Origin of the sequence: Bradyrhizobium sp. (assembly GCF_016462955.1) — a bacterium.
Taxonomy (GTDB): domain Bacteria; phylum Pseudomonadota; class Alphaproteobacteria; order Rhizobiales; family Xanthobacteraceae; genus Bradyrhizobium.
Genome location: NZ_JAEMSD010000173.1, coordinates 1 through 12,799, shown reverse-complemented (window position 1 = coordinate 12,799; position 12,799 = coordinate 1). Strand labels below are relative to the sequence as shown.

Below are 12,799 nucleotides of genomic sequence, written 5' to 3'. Positions count from 1 at the left end.
ATTCTGGACGTGCGCGATCCAGCCATAGCCGATCGCGCAAACGACTCCGGCTGCGACCAATGCACTGACCATCGCGCTACTCATCATCCTCTCCCGGTGAAGCTGCGGTCCTGCCACTTGGTCGCCCCCGCCAAGGGGGCCGTTCATTGATCATTCAAGCGAAGTATGGAACCTTGCGTCCCAAACAGTTCCCGCGTGTTTATGCGAAAGGTCAAGCCAATGAAGAAGCTGCTCCTGGTGGTCGCCGCCGCCGCTACCGTCGCCATGGCGGCCGGAACACCGGCCCAAGCCCAGCGCGGTGTCGCTGCAGGCGTGGCGGCTGGGATCATCGGTGGTGCCATCGTCGGTGGAGCGCTGGCCTCTCCGTATTATTACGGACCCGGCTATGGGTATTATGGGCCGGGCTACTACCCGCCCCGCTATTACGCTCCCGGTCCGGGCTATGTTGCCGACGACTATTACGGCGGCTGCGTCTGGCAGAAGCAGCGCTTCTGGGACGGCTATGCCTGGCGCGTCCGCCGCGTCCGAGTCTGCGGCTGAGGCGCGCTGACCGATTCAGTACGGATGCGGCGTTCATCCTGGGGCCCGAAAAACACCGCTTTTTCTCGTCACAGCTCCGTGTGCGTTTACCGTGGATTGACCAATTGCGCGCTTCCTAGCTGCAAGGCCAATTCCATCAGAGTGTGCGTGAACCTTTGAAACCCGGGTGCCTCTAACGAGAGGACCCATCTCCCAGGAGAGCCTAGAGCATGAAGAAGACTTTAGTTGCCGCCCTTACGCTCGCGACGGTCGCCGGTTCGCTGGTGACCGCAACGCCGCCGGCGAAAGCCGGTGACAACATCGGTGCCGGTATCGCGGCCGGGCTGATCGGTGGCGCGATCGTCGGCGGCGCGATCGCCTCGAGCCGTCCGGCCTATGGCGGTCCCGTTTACGTGGCCGAGCCTGGCCCGCCGCCCCCGCCCTGCTACTGGCAGCGCCAGCGTTATTGGGACGGCTATGGCTGGGTCGTCCGCCCGGTTCGCGTTTGCTACTGATCTGATCGCTTTGGCGCATGCGCGCCGCGATCGGAAAGCCCGGCCGAGCACCTCGGCCGGGCTTTTTATTTGCGCACGCTATCGCGCCGCCTGGATCGAACGCAGCACCTCTTCACTCGGCCAGCAATCGACCTTGAGGCCCGCCGACTTCTGATAGGCACCGAGCGCCGCACGCGTCTGCATGCCGGCCTTGCCGTCGATCTTGTCTTTGTAGAGCCCGATCCGGGTGAGCCCGCGCTGCATCGTCTCGACATCCTTGGTGCGTAGCTGCTTGGAGGCCGCCCAGGGCGTCGCGAACGGCAGCGGATTGGTGATGCGGTCGGCAAGGTGGCCGACGAACAGCACGTAGAGGTCGGAGAAATTGTACTCCTTGATGACGAAGTAGTTCTTCGTGGTGAGGAACGACGGGCCGTAGATGCCTTCGGGCTGCAGCAGCGAGGCCGGCTGCGCCTGCTCGGCGGCGTTGAGCTTTTGGCCGCGCACGGGGACAAAGCCTTCGCGCATCCATTGGCCGATCGGCTTCGTCACCTCGGGTACGCCCGTGGTGCAATCGGCCTTCGCAGGCGCCTGTACCTCATAGGCCCAGCGCACACCGCTCTGCCAACCCTTGTTGACGAGCTGCTGCGCGGCGGAAGCCAGCGCATCCGGCACCGAGCGCCAGATGTCGATGCGGCCATCGCCGTCGAAATCGACGCCGTGCTTGTAATATTCCGAGGGCAGGAACTGCGTGAGCCCGGTGGCGCCGGCCCAGGACGAGCGCATGTCCTTGCGCGTCACCACGCCCTCGCCGAGAAGCTTGAGCGAGAGTATGAACTCGTTGCGATACTGGTCCTTGCGCCGGCCGACATAGGCCTGCGTCGCCAGCACGCGCACGAGATCATAGGGCAGCGCGTAGCGGCCGTAGTCGGTCTCGCGGCCCCAGATCGCCAGCATCACGGTTGCCGGCACGCCAGACTTGTTTTCGATCTCACTCAGGACAGGGCGATATTTCTGCAGGAGCCGCTGGCCCTCGCCCGCGAGCCGCGCGATCGACGCTTCCTTGACGTAGTCGGCAGGCACCTGCACGAACTCGGCCTGTGACGGCGCGCCCGTCGCCGGCCGTCCCGGCAGGATCAAATCGGGCAACTTGTAGTCGGGCTCGAGCCCGCGCGTCTCTCGATCGAACGTCGCCCGCGAGACGCCGGCCTGTTGGGCTTCCGGCCACAGCGAGGCGATGAACTGCGTGAAGGCCGCGTCTGCGGCGCGGGCGGATGTCGAGCCGCAGGTGACCACGATCACCGCAGCGATGAGCGCCCGCCGCATCATGCAGGACTCACCGCGTCAGCTTCTTGTACTTCACCCGGTGCGGGATGATGCTGTCCTGGCCGAGACGGCGCATCTTGTCCTTCTCGTAATCCTGGAAGTTGCCCTCGAACCATTCGACATGGCTCTCGCCTTCGAAGGCCAGGATGTGGGTCGCGATGCGGTCGAGGAACCAGCGATCGTGGCTGATGATGACGGCGCAGCCGGCAAAGTCCTCTAGCGCCTCTTCCAGTGCGCGTAGCGTGTCGACGTCGAGGTCGTTGGTCGGTTCGTCGAGCAGCAGGACGTTGGCGCCGGACTTCAGCATCTTGGCGAGATGCACGCGGTTGCGTTCACCGCCGGAGAGCGCGCCGACCTTCTTCTGCTGGTCCGCCCCCTTGAAGTTGAACGCCGAGCAATAGCCGCGCGAATTGACTTCCTTCTTGCCGAGCAGGATCAGCTCGTTGCCGCCGGAGATCTCCTCCCACACGGTCTTCTTGCCGTCGAGCGCATCGCGCGACTGGTCGACATAGCCGAGATGCACGGTCTCCCCGACCGTGATCGTCCCAGCATCGGGCTTCTCCTGCCCGGTGATCATCCTGAATAGCGTGGTCTTGCCGGCGCCGTTGGGGCCGATGACGCCGACGATGCCGCCAGGCGGCAGCTTGAAGGTGAGATTGTCGATCAGCAGGCGGTCGGCAAAGCCTTTGCTGAGGCCTTCGAAATCGACCACGTTGGCGCCGAGCCGCTCGGCCACCGGAATGATGATCTGCGCGGTCTGGGTCTGCTTCTCGCTCGCTTTCTTGAGCAGTTCCTCATAACGCTGGTAGCGCGCCTTCGATTTGGCCTGACGTGCCTTCGGCGATGACGCCACCCATTCCTGCTCTCGGGCCAGCGTCTTCTGGTGCGCGGCGTCTTCGCGCCCTTCCTGCTCCAGGCGCTTCTGCTTCTGCACCAGCCAGGACGAGTAATTGCCCTCGTAGGGGATGCCGCGGCCGCGGTCGAGCTCGAGGATCCAGCCCGTCACGTTGTCGAGGAAGTAGCGGTCATGGGTGACGATCAGGATCGCGCCGGGATAGTTGCGAAGGTGCCCTTCCAGCCACGACACGGATTCGGCGTCGAGATGGTTGGTCGGTTCGTCCAGCAGCAGCAGCTCGGGCTGGTCGAGCAGCAGCTTGCACAGCGCGACGCGGCGGCGCTCACCGCCAGAGAGTTTTGTGACATCGGCGTCGTCGGGCGGGCAGCGCAGCGCGTCCATGGCCTGGTCGACCTTGCTGTCGAGATCCCAGAGGCCCTGGGCCTCGATCTCGTCCTGGAGCTTGGTCATCTCGTCGGCAGTCTCGTCGGAATAGTTCACCGCGAGCTCGTTGTAGCGGTCGAGGATCGCCTTCTGCTTGGCGACGCCCTGCATGACGTTCTCGCGCACTGAAAGTGCAGGATCGAGCTGCGGCTCCTGCTCGAGGTAACCGACGCGGGCGCCCTCGGCGACCCAGGCTTCGCCGGTATATTCCTTGTCGAGGCCGGCCATGATCTTGAGCAGGGTCGACTTGCCCGAGCCGTTGACGCCGAGCACGCCGATCTTGGCATCGGGGTAAAAGCTCAGATGGATGTTATCGAGCACCTTCCGGGTCGGGTAGCTCTTGGTCAGGCCCTGCATGAAATAGATGAACTGGCGCGCCATGGGTCCCGTGACACCTTCAATTTGAGGAGATTTGCTGTCGCCGATGTAGCGATCCCGCCCTCAAAGGGCAATGTTTTCCGTCCGTTCACTACGGATGAATACGGTCCAGACACCATCCGGGCCAGATCCGGACAATTGAAACCATCTTTTAATCAATCAGGCCGAATGCTCGGTCTCGCGCGGCAACAGCGCCCCTCGCTCAGAACAAGCGGGAGCATAGCGAGACAGCGTCATGGCTCTGATCGACACCCATTCACTTCCTGTTCCGGCCGAAGCCGGCAGCTCCTCCGCGCTCGGCTCGGAGATCAAGGGTTTCTTCAAGCGCTTCTTCGCCACCGCCTTCAACCCCTACCGGCCCGAACTGCACTACATGCGCGGCCCCGGCCCCGCGTGGCGCGCCAAGCACGGCATGGATGCGCCGGTCCGGCTGAAGCGCCGCGATCTCTGAGCCGCTTGCCTGTCGGATTTTGACGACGCGAGCAGCTTGCGCGCGGGACTGATTGCGCGCAACCATGGTTCCGACGATGGCGCCCCGCCCGCGCCGTTACCTCACGCCATGGATGACCACTGATGAGCCGGCTGCGCTGCGCAATTCTCGATGATTACTTCAATCTCGCCCTGGACGTCGCGGACTGGTCGAAGCTATCCGACCGCATCGATGTCACCGTGTTCAGCCATCCCTTCGTCTCCGAGCAGGCCGCAGCCAGCGCGCTCGCCGACTTCGACATCATCTGCGCGATGCGCGAGCGCACCGCTTTCCCGAAGAGCCTGTTCGAGAGCCTGCCGAAGCTGAAGCTGCTGCTGACCTCAGGCATGCGCAACGCGGCGATCGACATGGAGGCAGCCAAGGCACGCAACATCGCCGTCGGCGGCACGCAATATTCCCGCGATCCCACCGCGCCGCTCACCATGGGCCTGATCCTGGAACTGACCCGCGGCATCGGCCGTGAGAACGCGCGCATGCATGCCGGCGAGCCCTGGCAGAGTTTTGCCGGCGTCGAGATCGAGGGCCTGACGCTCGGCATCGTCGGGCTCGGCAAGCTCGGCAGCAAGATGGCGGGCATTGCGAAGGCGTTCGGCATGAACGTGATCGCCTGGAGCCCGAACCTGACGCCGGAGAAATGCGCGGCGGCCGGCGTCGGCTACGCCACCAAGGACGAGTTGTTCGCCAAGGCCGACATCGTCACCATCCATGTGGTGCTGAGCGAGCGCTCACGCGGTCTCGTCAGCCGCGCCGATCTGGCGCGCATGAAGCCAACGGCGTTCCTCGTCAACACCGCGCGCGGGCCGATCGTGGACGAGCAGGCGCTGCTCGAGGCGCTGCAGCAGCGGAAGATCGCGGGCGCCGGGCTCGACGTGTTCTCGGTCGAGCCGCTGCCGGTCGACCATCCCTTCCGCAAGCTCGACAATCTCGTGCTGACGCCTCACCTCGGCTACGCCACCACGGACGGTCTGCGCATCCATTACGGCCAGATGGTCGAGGCGATCGACGCCTTCACGAAGGGCGCAGAGCTGCCGCGCCGGCTGGCCTGAAACGACAATGGGCGTGCCCCAAGGCACGCCCATTGCAATTCGAACTCTTGTCGCAGCGCTCAGCGCACGGTGACCGGTGCGGGCAGCGGCGGCACCACGGTCGGCTGCGTCCCGGGGACCGGGCCGGCCTGGGCCGACATCGGAGCCGGACCAGCAACACCGGGTGCGGCTGCGCCCGGGGTCGGCGCGGCGGAGGCAGTTGCTGTTCCCGGCGGCGGGCCGCCCGGCAGCACGACCACGCGGGTGCCGACCTTGACGCGCTCGAACAGGTCGGAGACGTCCTCGTTCAGCATGCCGATGCAGCCGGAGGAGACGAACTTGCCGATCGTCGAGGGCTGGTTGGTGCCGTGGATGCGGTACACCGTCGAGCCCAGATACATCGCGCGGGCGCCGAGCGGATTGCCGGGGCCGCCGGCCATGAAGCGCGGCAGATAGGGCTGGCGCTCGATCATCTCGGTCGGCGGATGCCAATCCGGCCACTCGGCCTTGCGGGTGATCTTCTGCACGCCGGTCCAGGTGAAGCCGTCGCGGCCGACGCGGACGCCGTAGCGGATCGCGCGGCCGCCTCCGAGCACGTAATAGAGGTAGGTGTTGGGCGTATCGACCACGAGCGTGCCGGCCGGCTCCTTGGTCTGGAACGAAACCTCCTGGCGGCGCAGGTTCGGCGGCAGCTGCACCGGCGCGGCATCGGGCTGCTCCTCGGGCGGCAGCGCGGCCAAGGTCACCGGGCGGCCATCGGTGCCGACGGGCGGTTGGCCGGCCTGAACCGTCCCGGTCGCGGCGGGACCACCGACGGCCTCGGGCGGACGGAGGCCGTCATTGGCCGGCGCCTGCTGGGGAGGGCGATCAGCGTAGATCACCGCCGGCGGCGCGGCGGGGCGGCCGTAGCGGGGATCATCCGGCGACATCACGGGCCCTTGCGGCGGGGCGGCCGAGTAGACCGGCGGAGCACCTGACGGACGGCCGTAGCGCGGATCGGCAGGCGACAACACCGGACCGGGCGGCGAAAGCGCCGAGTAGACCGGGGGCGCGCCAAGGGGGCGGCCATAGCGCGGATCGTCGGCCGGACCGGGCGGCGGCAGCGAAGCATGCGGCATCGCATCGTCGTCGTCATCGAGCGCGTCGAAATTGGGCGTGCGGTCACCGGGCCGGTATTCGGCCGGGGCACCGTAGCTGGGCACCTGCTGGACCGGATAGCTCTGAGCCTGAGCGAGCGAAGTTCCCGTCGCAGCGACTGTTGCGGCAGCGCATATCGTCAGAAAGTGTTTGATCATCATCGCTCTTGTATAGTCCCGAAGCCCGATCGGACCGTTAACGGCCAGATGGCGGAAGATCACGGCACATTCAAGACATATCAGGCCGATTTGCGCCGGACTTGCCGATTTGTGATCCGTAAGACGACCGTTGCCCCGTTGCATCACGGGGTCGAAATCGCATCGCGCCGTGAATGCCTGCGATGTTCGGCCGCGTTTTTAACGGAGCGAGGCGCAAACGTTGCGATATGGTCGAATCAGCCTGATTCGCCACCTTTTTGAGCTCCGATTCCCGCGTGGCGAACGCGGCAAGCAGTACCGTCACCGCGTTCAGATAGCTCTTGGGTCCCGGTCGTCTCGTCGCCGGGGCGGAAATTCGCAATCGTTCGATGCTTCCCGGCTTTCGCTTCCTGTTTGCCGCGATCCTGCTGTCAACCTCCATCCTGGTGTTCGGCCTAGGAGCCGCCGCGCTGCTGCGGGCGACCCATCAGCAGTATGTCAGCAACCCCGGCTGGCGGAACGGCCCGCAGGAGCAGGTGTTTGCGCAAGTGCCCGAGCCGGCCCAGCCGGTGCTCGCAGTGTTGCGGGACGAACCGGAGGTTTCCGCAGAGCCCGTACCGTCGCTGCGCGACCGGGTGCCGACCATCGGGCTGCCGGCGAGCGAGCCCGAACAGCTCGCCGCGGTCGCGAGCGAGGCCGAGGCTCAGCCCCAGGACGCCGCGCCCGCAGCCGAAATTCCGGCTGCCGAATCGGCCAAGCCTGAAACAACCGTGGAGGCGGCAGCGCCGGCTTCGATCGACACGTTGACCCAAGCCGACACCACGGCTTCGATCGCCGAAGTCCAGCCTGCCGCAAGCGGCAGCGAGCCGACCGCCGCCGATCCCAGCGCCACCGCCTCCGCGACCGCGGCCAAGGTCGCCGCGCTGAACGATCCCGCGACCGCGGCCGTGAAGGATGCGCCCGCCAAGGCCAAGACCGAGAGCGGCAAGTCGGACACCAAGGCAACCAAGCGCACGGCGAAAGCCAAGAAGCGGCCCCGCGTGGTGCGGCGCCCGCCGCCTCAACAGCTCCAGCAGCAGCTCGATCCGTTCGGGCAGCCGCAGCAGCCGGCCTTCGCGACGACCACGACCGCGCGCACGCGGTGAGGACGTGGATGGCCGGGTCAAGCCCGGCCATGACGATGTGGAAGCAGCGAGGCTACGCCGGGCCGGTCGCAATCGCCGGGCCGCCTGCCTGGCCCCATTCCGACCAGGAGCCGTCGTAGAGCGCGGTGTCGGTGATGCCCAGGCGATAGAGCGCGAGCGTCAGCACGCCAGCCGAGACGCCCGAGCCGCAGCTGGTCACGATCGGCGCGTCCAACTTGACGCCGGCACCCGTGAAAGCGGCGTGCAGATCCTCCAGCGGCTTCATCTCACCCGTCGCGGCGTCGAACAACAGATTGTAAGGCACGATGCGGGCGCCGGGGATGTGGCCGGAGCGGATGCCCGGCCGCGGCTCCGGCGCGCGGCCCTCGAAACGGTCGGCGGCGCGCGCGTCGATCACCTGCTCCTTCCGGCTTTCGACGTTGGCGATCAACTGCTGCATGCTGCGCACACGGTTTGCGTCATAGTTCGCCTTGAACGTTGCGGGCGTCGGCTTGACCTCGCCACTCTCGACCGGGCGTCCCTCGGAGCGCCACTTCTTCAGGCCGCCGTTGAGGATGCGCACATTGCCGTGGCCGTAGGACAGGAACATCCACCACGCGCGCGGCGCGGCGACCCAGCCGCCGGCATCGTAGAGCACGACAGTGTCGCTATTTCCGATGCCGAGATTGCCGACGTCGCGGCCGAACTGCTCGGCGCTCGGAAACATGTGCGGCAGCGGGTTGGAATGGTCCGACACAGCATCGACGTCGAAGAACACGGCGCCGGGCAGATGCGCGGCGAGATAGTCGTCCTTCGGCAGCGGCAGCACGCCGGGCAGCTTGAAGCTGGCGTCGAGGATCTTGACGTTGGCATCGCCGATGTGGGCGGCGAGCCATTCGGTGGAGACGAGGGGGTCGGTGGGCATCGGCATTTCCTTGTGGTCATTCCGGGGCGCCCGGAGGGCGAGCCCGGAATCCATCGGGCGGCAGAGTCGGTGGATGAATGGATTCTCAGATGCGCAATTGCGCATCATAGTTCACGCTTCGCGCGCCCCGGAATGACGAGTGGAGGGAGTGAGGCTCACCCCTTCTTCTTCGGCTCCCACTTCTCCACCGGCCCGCCGGCGTCGCGCCAGGCGGCGTAGCCGCCGGCGATGTGGGCGACGGGCTTGAGGCCCATGTCCTGCGCGGTCTTGGCGGCGAGCGCGGAGCGCAGGCCGCCGGCGCAGTGGAACACGAACTTCTTGTCCTCCTGGAAGATCGGCTTCGCGTAGGGGCTTTGCGGGTCGATCCAGAATTCCAGCATGCCGCGGGTGCAGGCGAACGCGCCGGGAATGCGGCCGTCCCGCTCGATCTCGCGGGGGTCGCGGATGTCGACGATGACGACGTCGCCGTTCTTGGAGATCTCGATGGCGTCCGTGGCGGAGAGCGTCTCGATCTCGGCATTGGCCTCGTCGATCAGCGCCTTGATGCCGCGGGTAATGGTCTGGGGCATATACCTCTCCCTCTTGTCATTCCGGGGCGCGCGCAGCACGAACCCGGAATCCATTTCTCTACACGTATTGCGGCCCGATGGATTCCGGGTTCGCCCTTCGGGCGCCCCGGAATGACAGCGGGAGGCATCAGTGCGTCAATTCCTTCATCGCGTTCTCCAGCCCCTCGATCGTGATCGGATACATGCGGTTGGCGAAGATGCGCTTGATGATGGTGGTGGATTCCGAATAGTCCCAGTGCTTCTGCTGCACCGGGTTCAGCCACACCGTGTGCGGGTAGGTGCGGATGATGCGGTCGAGCCAGACCGAGCCCGGCTCCTCATTGACGTGCTCGACCGAGCCGCCGGGCACCATGATCTCGTAAGGCGACATCGAGGCGTCGCCGACGAACACGACCTTGTAGTCGTGCGGGTATTTGTGCAGCACGTCCCAGGTCGGCGTGCGATCGGTGAAGCGGCGCTTGTTCTGCTTCCACACGCCTTCATAGAGGCAGTTGTGGAAGTAGAAATACTCCATGTGCTTGAATTCGCTCTTGGCGGCCGAGAACAGCTCCTCGACCTGCTCGATATGCGCGTCCATCGAGCCGCCGATGTCGAAGAACACCAGGAGCTTCACCGCGTTGCGCCGCTCGGGACGCATGTGCACATCGAGATAGCCGTGATTGGCGGTCTCGCGGATGGTGGTGTCGAGATCGAGCTCGTCGGGCGCGCCGGTGCGGGCGAATTTGCGCAGGCGGCGCAGCGCCACCTTGATGTTGCGGATGCCGAGCTCGACATTGCCGTCGAGATCCTTGAACTCCCGCTTGTCCCACACTTTCACGGCGCGGTTGTTGCGGTTCTTCTCCTGGCCGATGCGCACGCCTTCGGGATTGTAGCCATGGGCGCCGAACGGCGAGGTCCCGGCGGTGCCGATCCATTTGCTGCCGCCCTGGTGCCGGCCCTTCTGCTCCTCGAGGCGCTTCTTCAGGGTTTCCATGAGCTTGTCCCAGCCCATGGCCTCGATTTGCTTCTTCTCTTCTTCCGTCAGGTACTTCTCGGCGAGCTTCTTCAGCCACTCCTCGGGGATCTCCGCCTTCTCCATGGCGTCGAGCAGGTTTTCCAGCCCCTTGAACACCGTGCCGAACACGCGGTCGAACTTGTCGAGGTTGCGCTCGTCCTTCACCAAGGAGGCGCGCGACAGATAGTAGAAGTTCTCGATCGAATAGTCCGCAAGGTCGGCGTCGAGCGCCTCCACCAGCGTGAGGTATTCGCGCAGCGTCACGGGGACCTGCGCATCGCGCAGAGAAGTGAAGAATTGCAGGAACATGGGTGACAGATTGCCCGTCGGGGGGCGAACGTCAAGGGGCGGAGACCGTCGCGCGACGCTGGACCGGCAGGCTTTTTGCTCTAGAATTGGCGGCCTCGAGGGGTTGTTTTGGGGACGTTTGCAATGGGAATTGTCGCAGCGCTGATCATTGGCGCCATCGCCGGCTGGCTCGCCGGCAAGATTGTCCACGGGGCGGGATTTGGGCTGATCGGCAACATCGTCGTCGGCATCGTCGGCGCGCTGGTCGCAGGCTGGGTGCTGCCGCAGCTGCACATCCAGCTGGCAACCGGCACGGTCGGCGCCATCGTGGACGCGACGATCGGCGCGGTGATTGTGCTGGTCATCCTTTCGCTGATAAAACGGGTCTGAAAGCCTGACCGAACCAGGAACGGCCGCGATGCGCGGCCGTTCGCTTGTCGTGACCAAGGCACGGCCTGGGGCACGACGACCAACTAAGGACGCGCGATGAAATTTACCGGCACCAAGGACTATGTTGCGACCGACGATCTCAAGGTCGCCGTCAACGCTTCGATCGTGCTCGAGCGCCCGCTGCTGGTGAAGGGCGAGCCCGGCACCGGCAAGACGGTGCTGGCCGAGGAAGTGGCGAAGGCGCTGAACGCGCCGCTTCTGACTTGGCACATCAAGTCCACCACCAAGGCGCAGCAGGGCCTCTACGAATACGATGCGGTGTCGCGCCTGCGCGACAGCCAGCTCGGCGATGCCAGGGTCTCGGACATCAAGAACTACATCAAGCGCGGCAAGCTGTGGGAGGCCTTCACGGCCGAGCAGCGCCCGGTGCTGCTGATCGACGAGATCGACAAGGCCGACATCGAATTCCCCAACGACCTGCTGCTCGAGCTCGACCGCATGGAATTCCATGTCTACGAGACCGGCGAGACGATCAAGGCCAAGCAGCGCCCGATCATGATGATCACCTCCAACAACGAGAAGGAACTGCCGGACGCCTTCCTGCGCCGCTGCTTCTTCCACTACATCCGCTTCCCCGACGACCAGACGATGAAGTCCATCGTCGATGTCCATTTCCCCGGCATCAAGCCACGGCTGGTCTCCGAGGCGCTCAAGACCTTCTACGAGATCCGGGATACGCCGGGCCTGAAGAAGAAGCCCTCGACCTCGGAACTGCTGGACTGGCTCAAACTGCTGCTGGTCGACGACGTGGATCCCGAGACCCTGCGTGAGAAATCTCCCAACCGGTTGATCCCGCCCCTGCACGGCGCCCTGCTGAAGAATGAGCAGGACGTCCATCTGTTCGAACGGCTGGCCTTCCTGCATCGCCGCGAAGGTTCGCGACCCGGATCCTGACCGCCCGAACACATTAAGGAACAGGTTTCGTCACCCGCCTTACCGCGATTTCACTGGCAAATGGATCCGGTGGGCGCAGGATGGAACACTGTCAGGACTACACATCGATGCTCCTCCGCACCTTGCTGATCCCGACCCTCTGCGCCGCGGCCACGCTCGCCGCCTGCGATGACGCCGTGCGCATTTCCTCGACCCGCAGCGCGGTCACTGAAGCCAGCGGCGTGCTGAAGGTCGTCAAGACGCTGCAATGCCCCCAGACGATCGGCGCCCTGACCCGCAAGGGCTCGGCCTCCGCCGGGGGCACAGTCTGCTCCTATGTCGGCCCAAGGGGCGCCGAGGTCAGTCTGCATCTCGTGCCGCTGGACGGCGACACGCCCTCTGACGCGCTCAGGACGTTCGAACAGCAGCTGTCCAGCGACATGCCCCGTGCCATGGCCACGATCGGCGCGGCTGCCGTGGAGGCTGACGCCACCGGGGCCCCGGCCGATACCACAGGGCCTGCCGAAGACTCCGGCGGGGTTGCGGCCGGGGCGGCCGCCGCCGGCGACCGGACCTCGGTCCGGGCTCCCGGGCTCGCCATCGAGACGACCGGCGAGGACGCCTCGGTCCGCCTGCCCGGCGTTCGCATCGACACCCGGGGCGACAAGGCCAGCGTCCGCATCGGCAGCTTCCAAATCGACGCTGACGACAGCGAAGGCTCGGCCCGGGTCAGCGGGGCAGGCTCCAATGGCGACGACGTCGTCATCAACGCCCGGGATGACGCCACCGAAATC

The 12,799-nt window shown here is 65.6% G+C and carries 14 protein-coding genes; 8 read left to right on the top strand and 6 right to left on the bottom strand.

The annotated features are described in order from the left end of the window. Positions 1 to 219: 219 nt before the first annotated feature. Both JHD07_RS18610 and JHD07_RS18605 read left to right on the top strand, forming a co-directional pair. On the top strand, positions 220 to 540 hold the full coding sequence (locus JHD07_RS18610; protein WP_291624610.1) for a hypothetical protein: 321 nt from the start codon (positions 220 to 222) through the stop codon (positions 538 to 540). Positions 541 to 749: 209 nt separating this feature from the next. Then, positions 750 to 1,034: a hypothetical protein gene (locus tag JHD07_RS18605; RefSeq protein WP_291624609.1), complete on the top strand. Its 285-nt coding sequence runs from the start codon at positions 750 to 752 to the stop codon at positions 1,032 to 1,034. A gap of 78 nt (positions 1,035 to 1,112) precedes the next feature. Here the strand turns inward: JHD07_RS18605 and JHD07_RS18600 are convergent, their stop codons facing one another. Further along, positions 1,113 to 2,339, bottom strand: a complete 1,227-nt coding sequence (locus JHD07_RS18600) for a lytic murein transglycosylase (protein WP_291624608.1) — start codon at positions 2,337 to 2,339, stop codon at positions 1,113 to 1,115. Positions 2,340 to 2,346: 7 nt separating this feature from the next. Continuing rightward, positions 2,347 to 3,996 (bottom strand): energy-dependent translational throttle protein EttA, encoded by a 1,650-nt coding sequence (ettA, locus tag JHD07_RS18595; RefSeq protein WP_291624607.1) that lies wholly within the window; start codon positions 3,994 to 3,996, stop codon positions 2,347 to 2,349. Positions 3,997 to 4,228: 232 nt separating this feature from the next. On the opposite strand from ettA, the gene JHD07_RS18590 reads away from it, so the two are divergent. Both JHD07_RS18590 and JHD07_RS18585 read left to right on the top strand, forming a co-directional pair. Further along, on the top strand, positions 4,229 to 4,444 hold the full coding sequence (locus JHD07_RS18590; protein ID WP_291624606.1) for a hypothetical protein: 216 nt from the start codon (positions 4,229 to 4,231) through the stop codon (positions 4,442 to 4,444). 122 nt (positions 4,445 to 4,566) lie between these two features. Continuing rightward, a complete protein-coding gene (locus JHD07_RS18585) occupies positions 4,567 to 5,529 on the top strand; it encodes a D-2-hydroxyacid dehydrogenase family protein (protein ID WP_291624605.1) in 963 nt (320 codons plus the stop codon). 59 nt (positions 5,530 to 5,588) lie between these two features. Here the strand turns inward: JHD07_RS18585 and JHD07_RS18580 are convergent, their stop codons facing one another. Continuing rightward, positions 5,589 to 6,803, bottom strand: coding sequence for a L,D-transpeptidase (locus JHD07_RS18580; protein ID WP_291624604.1), 1,215 nt, complete (start codon positions 6,801 to 6,803; stop codon positions 5,589 to 5,591). A 368-nt stretch (positions 6,804 to 7,171) separates the two neighbouring features. On the opposite strand from JHD07_RS18580, the gene JHD07_RS18575 reads away from it, so the two are divergent. After that, the gene (locus tag JHD07_RS18575) at positions 7,172 to 7,927 is read left to right on the top strand and encodes a hypothetical protein (protein ID WP_291624603.1); all 756 of its coding nucleotides are present in this window, start codon (positions 7,172 to 7,174) and stop codon (positions 7,925 to 7,927) included. Positions 7,928 to 7,979: 52 nt separating this feature from the next. Here the strand turns inward: JHD07_RS18575 and sseA are convergent, their stop codons facing one another. The 3 genes from sseA to JHD07_RS18560 all read right to left on the bottom strand — a co-directional run bounded on the left by sseA (position 7,980) and on the right by JHD07_RS18560 (position 10,703). Then, positions 7,980 to 8,831, bottom strand: coding sequence for a 3-mercaptopyruvate sulfurtransferase (gene sseA / locus JHD07_RS18570; protein WP_291624602.1), 852 nt, complete (start codon positions 8,829 to 8,831; stop codon positions 7,980 to 7,982). 155 nt (positions 8,832 to 8,986) lie between these two features. After that, on the bottom strand, positions 8,987 to 9,400 hold the full coding sequence (locus JHD07_RS18565) for a rhodanese-like domain-containing protein (RefSeq protein ID WP_291624601.1): 414 nt from the start codon (positions 9,398 to 9,400) through the stop codon (positions 8,987 to 8,989). Between the two features lie 127 nt (positions 9,401 to 9,527). Further along, a complete protein-coding gene (locus JHD07_RS18560; protein ID WP_291624600.1) occupies positions 9,528 to 10,703 on the bottom strand; it encodes a VWA domain-containing protein in 1,176 nt (391 codons plus the stop codon). A 123-nt stretch (positions 10,704 to 10,826) separates the two neighbouring features. Between JHD07_RS18560 and JHD07_RS18555 the strand changes: the two genes are divergently transcribed. The 3 genes from JHD07_RS18555 to JHD07_RS18545 all read left to right on the top strand — a co-directional run. Beyond that, the gene (locus JHD07_RS18555; RefSeq protein ID WP_291624599.1) at positions 10,827 to 11,072 is read left to right on the top strand and encodes a GlsB/YeaQ/YmgE family stress response membrane protein; all 246 of its coding nucleotides are present in this window, start codon (positions 10,827 to 10,829) and stop codon (positions 11,070 to 11,072) included. A 96-nt stretch (positions 11,073 to 11,168) separates the two neighbouring features. Further along, positions 11,169 to 12,026 (top strand): MoxR family ATPase, encoded by an 858-nt coding sequence (locus JHD07_RS18550; RefSeq protein ID WP_291624598.1) that lies wholly within the window; start codon positions 11,169 to 11,171, stop codon positions 12,024 to 12,026. Between the two features lie 107 nt (positions 12,027 to 12,133). After that, a partial coding sequence (locus tag JHD07_RS18545; RefSeq protein ID WP_291624597.1) for a hypothetical protein occupies positions 12,134 to 12,799 on the top strand: 666 nt, incomplete at its 3' end.

Excerpts from the sequence above, each read along its gene's own strand:
- JHD07_RS18555 (WP_291624599.1), top strand. The coding sequence starts at position 10,827 with ATGGGAATTGTCGCAGCGCTGATCATTGGCGCCATCGCCGGCTGGCTC.
- JHD07_RS18575 (WP_291624603.1), top strand. The coding sequence starts at position 7,172 with ATGCTTCCCGGCTTTCGCTTCCTGTTTGCCGCGATCCTGCTGTCAACC.
- JHD07_RS18580 (WP_291624604.1), bottom strand. The coding sequence starts at position 6,803 with ATGATCAAACACTTTCTGACGATATGCGCTGCCGCAACAGTCGCTGCG.
- JHD07_RS18550 (WP_291624598.1), top strand. The coding sequence starts at position 11,169 with ATGAAATTTACCGGCACCAAGGACTATGTTGCGACCGACGATCTCAAG.
- ettA (WP_291624607.1), bottom strand. The coding sequence starts at position 3,996 with ATGGCGCGCCAGTTCATCTATTTCATGCAGGGCCTGACCAAGAGCTAC.
- JHD07_RS18610 (WP_291624610.1), top strand. The coding sequence starts at position 220 with ATGAAGAAGCTGCTCCTGGTGGTCGCCGCCGCCGCTACCGTCGCCATG.
- JHD07_RS18560 (WP_291624600.1), bottom strand. The coding sequence starts at position 10,703 with ATGTTCCTGCAATTCTTCACTTCTCTGCGCGATGCGCAGGTCCCCGTG.
- JHD07_RS18565 (WP_291624601.1), bottom strand. The coding sequence starts at position 9,400 with ATGCCCCAGACCATTACCCGCGGCATCAAGGCGCTGATCGACGAGGCC.
- JHD07_RS18590 (WP_291624606.1), top strand. The coding sequence starts at position 4,229 with ATGGCTCTGATCGACACCCATTCACTTCCTGTTCCGGCCGAAGCCGGC.
- JHD07_RS18585 (WP_291624605.1), top strand. The coding sequence starts at position 4,567 with ATGAGCCGGCTGCGCTGCGCAATTCTCGATGATTACTTCAATCTCGCC.
- sseA (WP_291624602.1), bottom strand. The coding sequence starts at position 8,831 with ATGCCCACCGACCCCCTCGTCTCCACCGAATGGCTCGCCGCCCACATC.
- JHD07_RS18600 (WP_291624608.1), bottom strand. The coding sequence starts at position 2,339 with ATGATGCGGCGGGCGCTCATCGCTGCGGTGATCGTGGTCACCTGCGGC.
- JHD07_RS18605 (WP_291624609.1), top strand. The coding sequence starts at position 750 with ATGAAGAAGACTTTAGTTGCCGCCCTTACGCTCGCGACGGTCGCCGGT.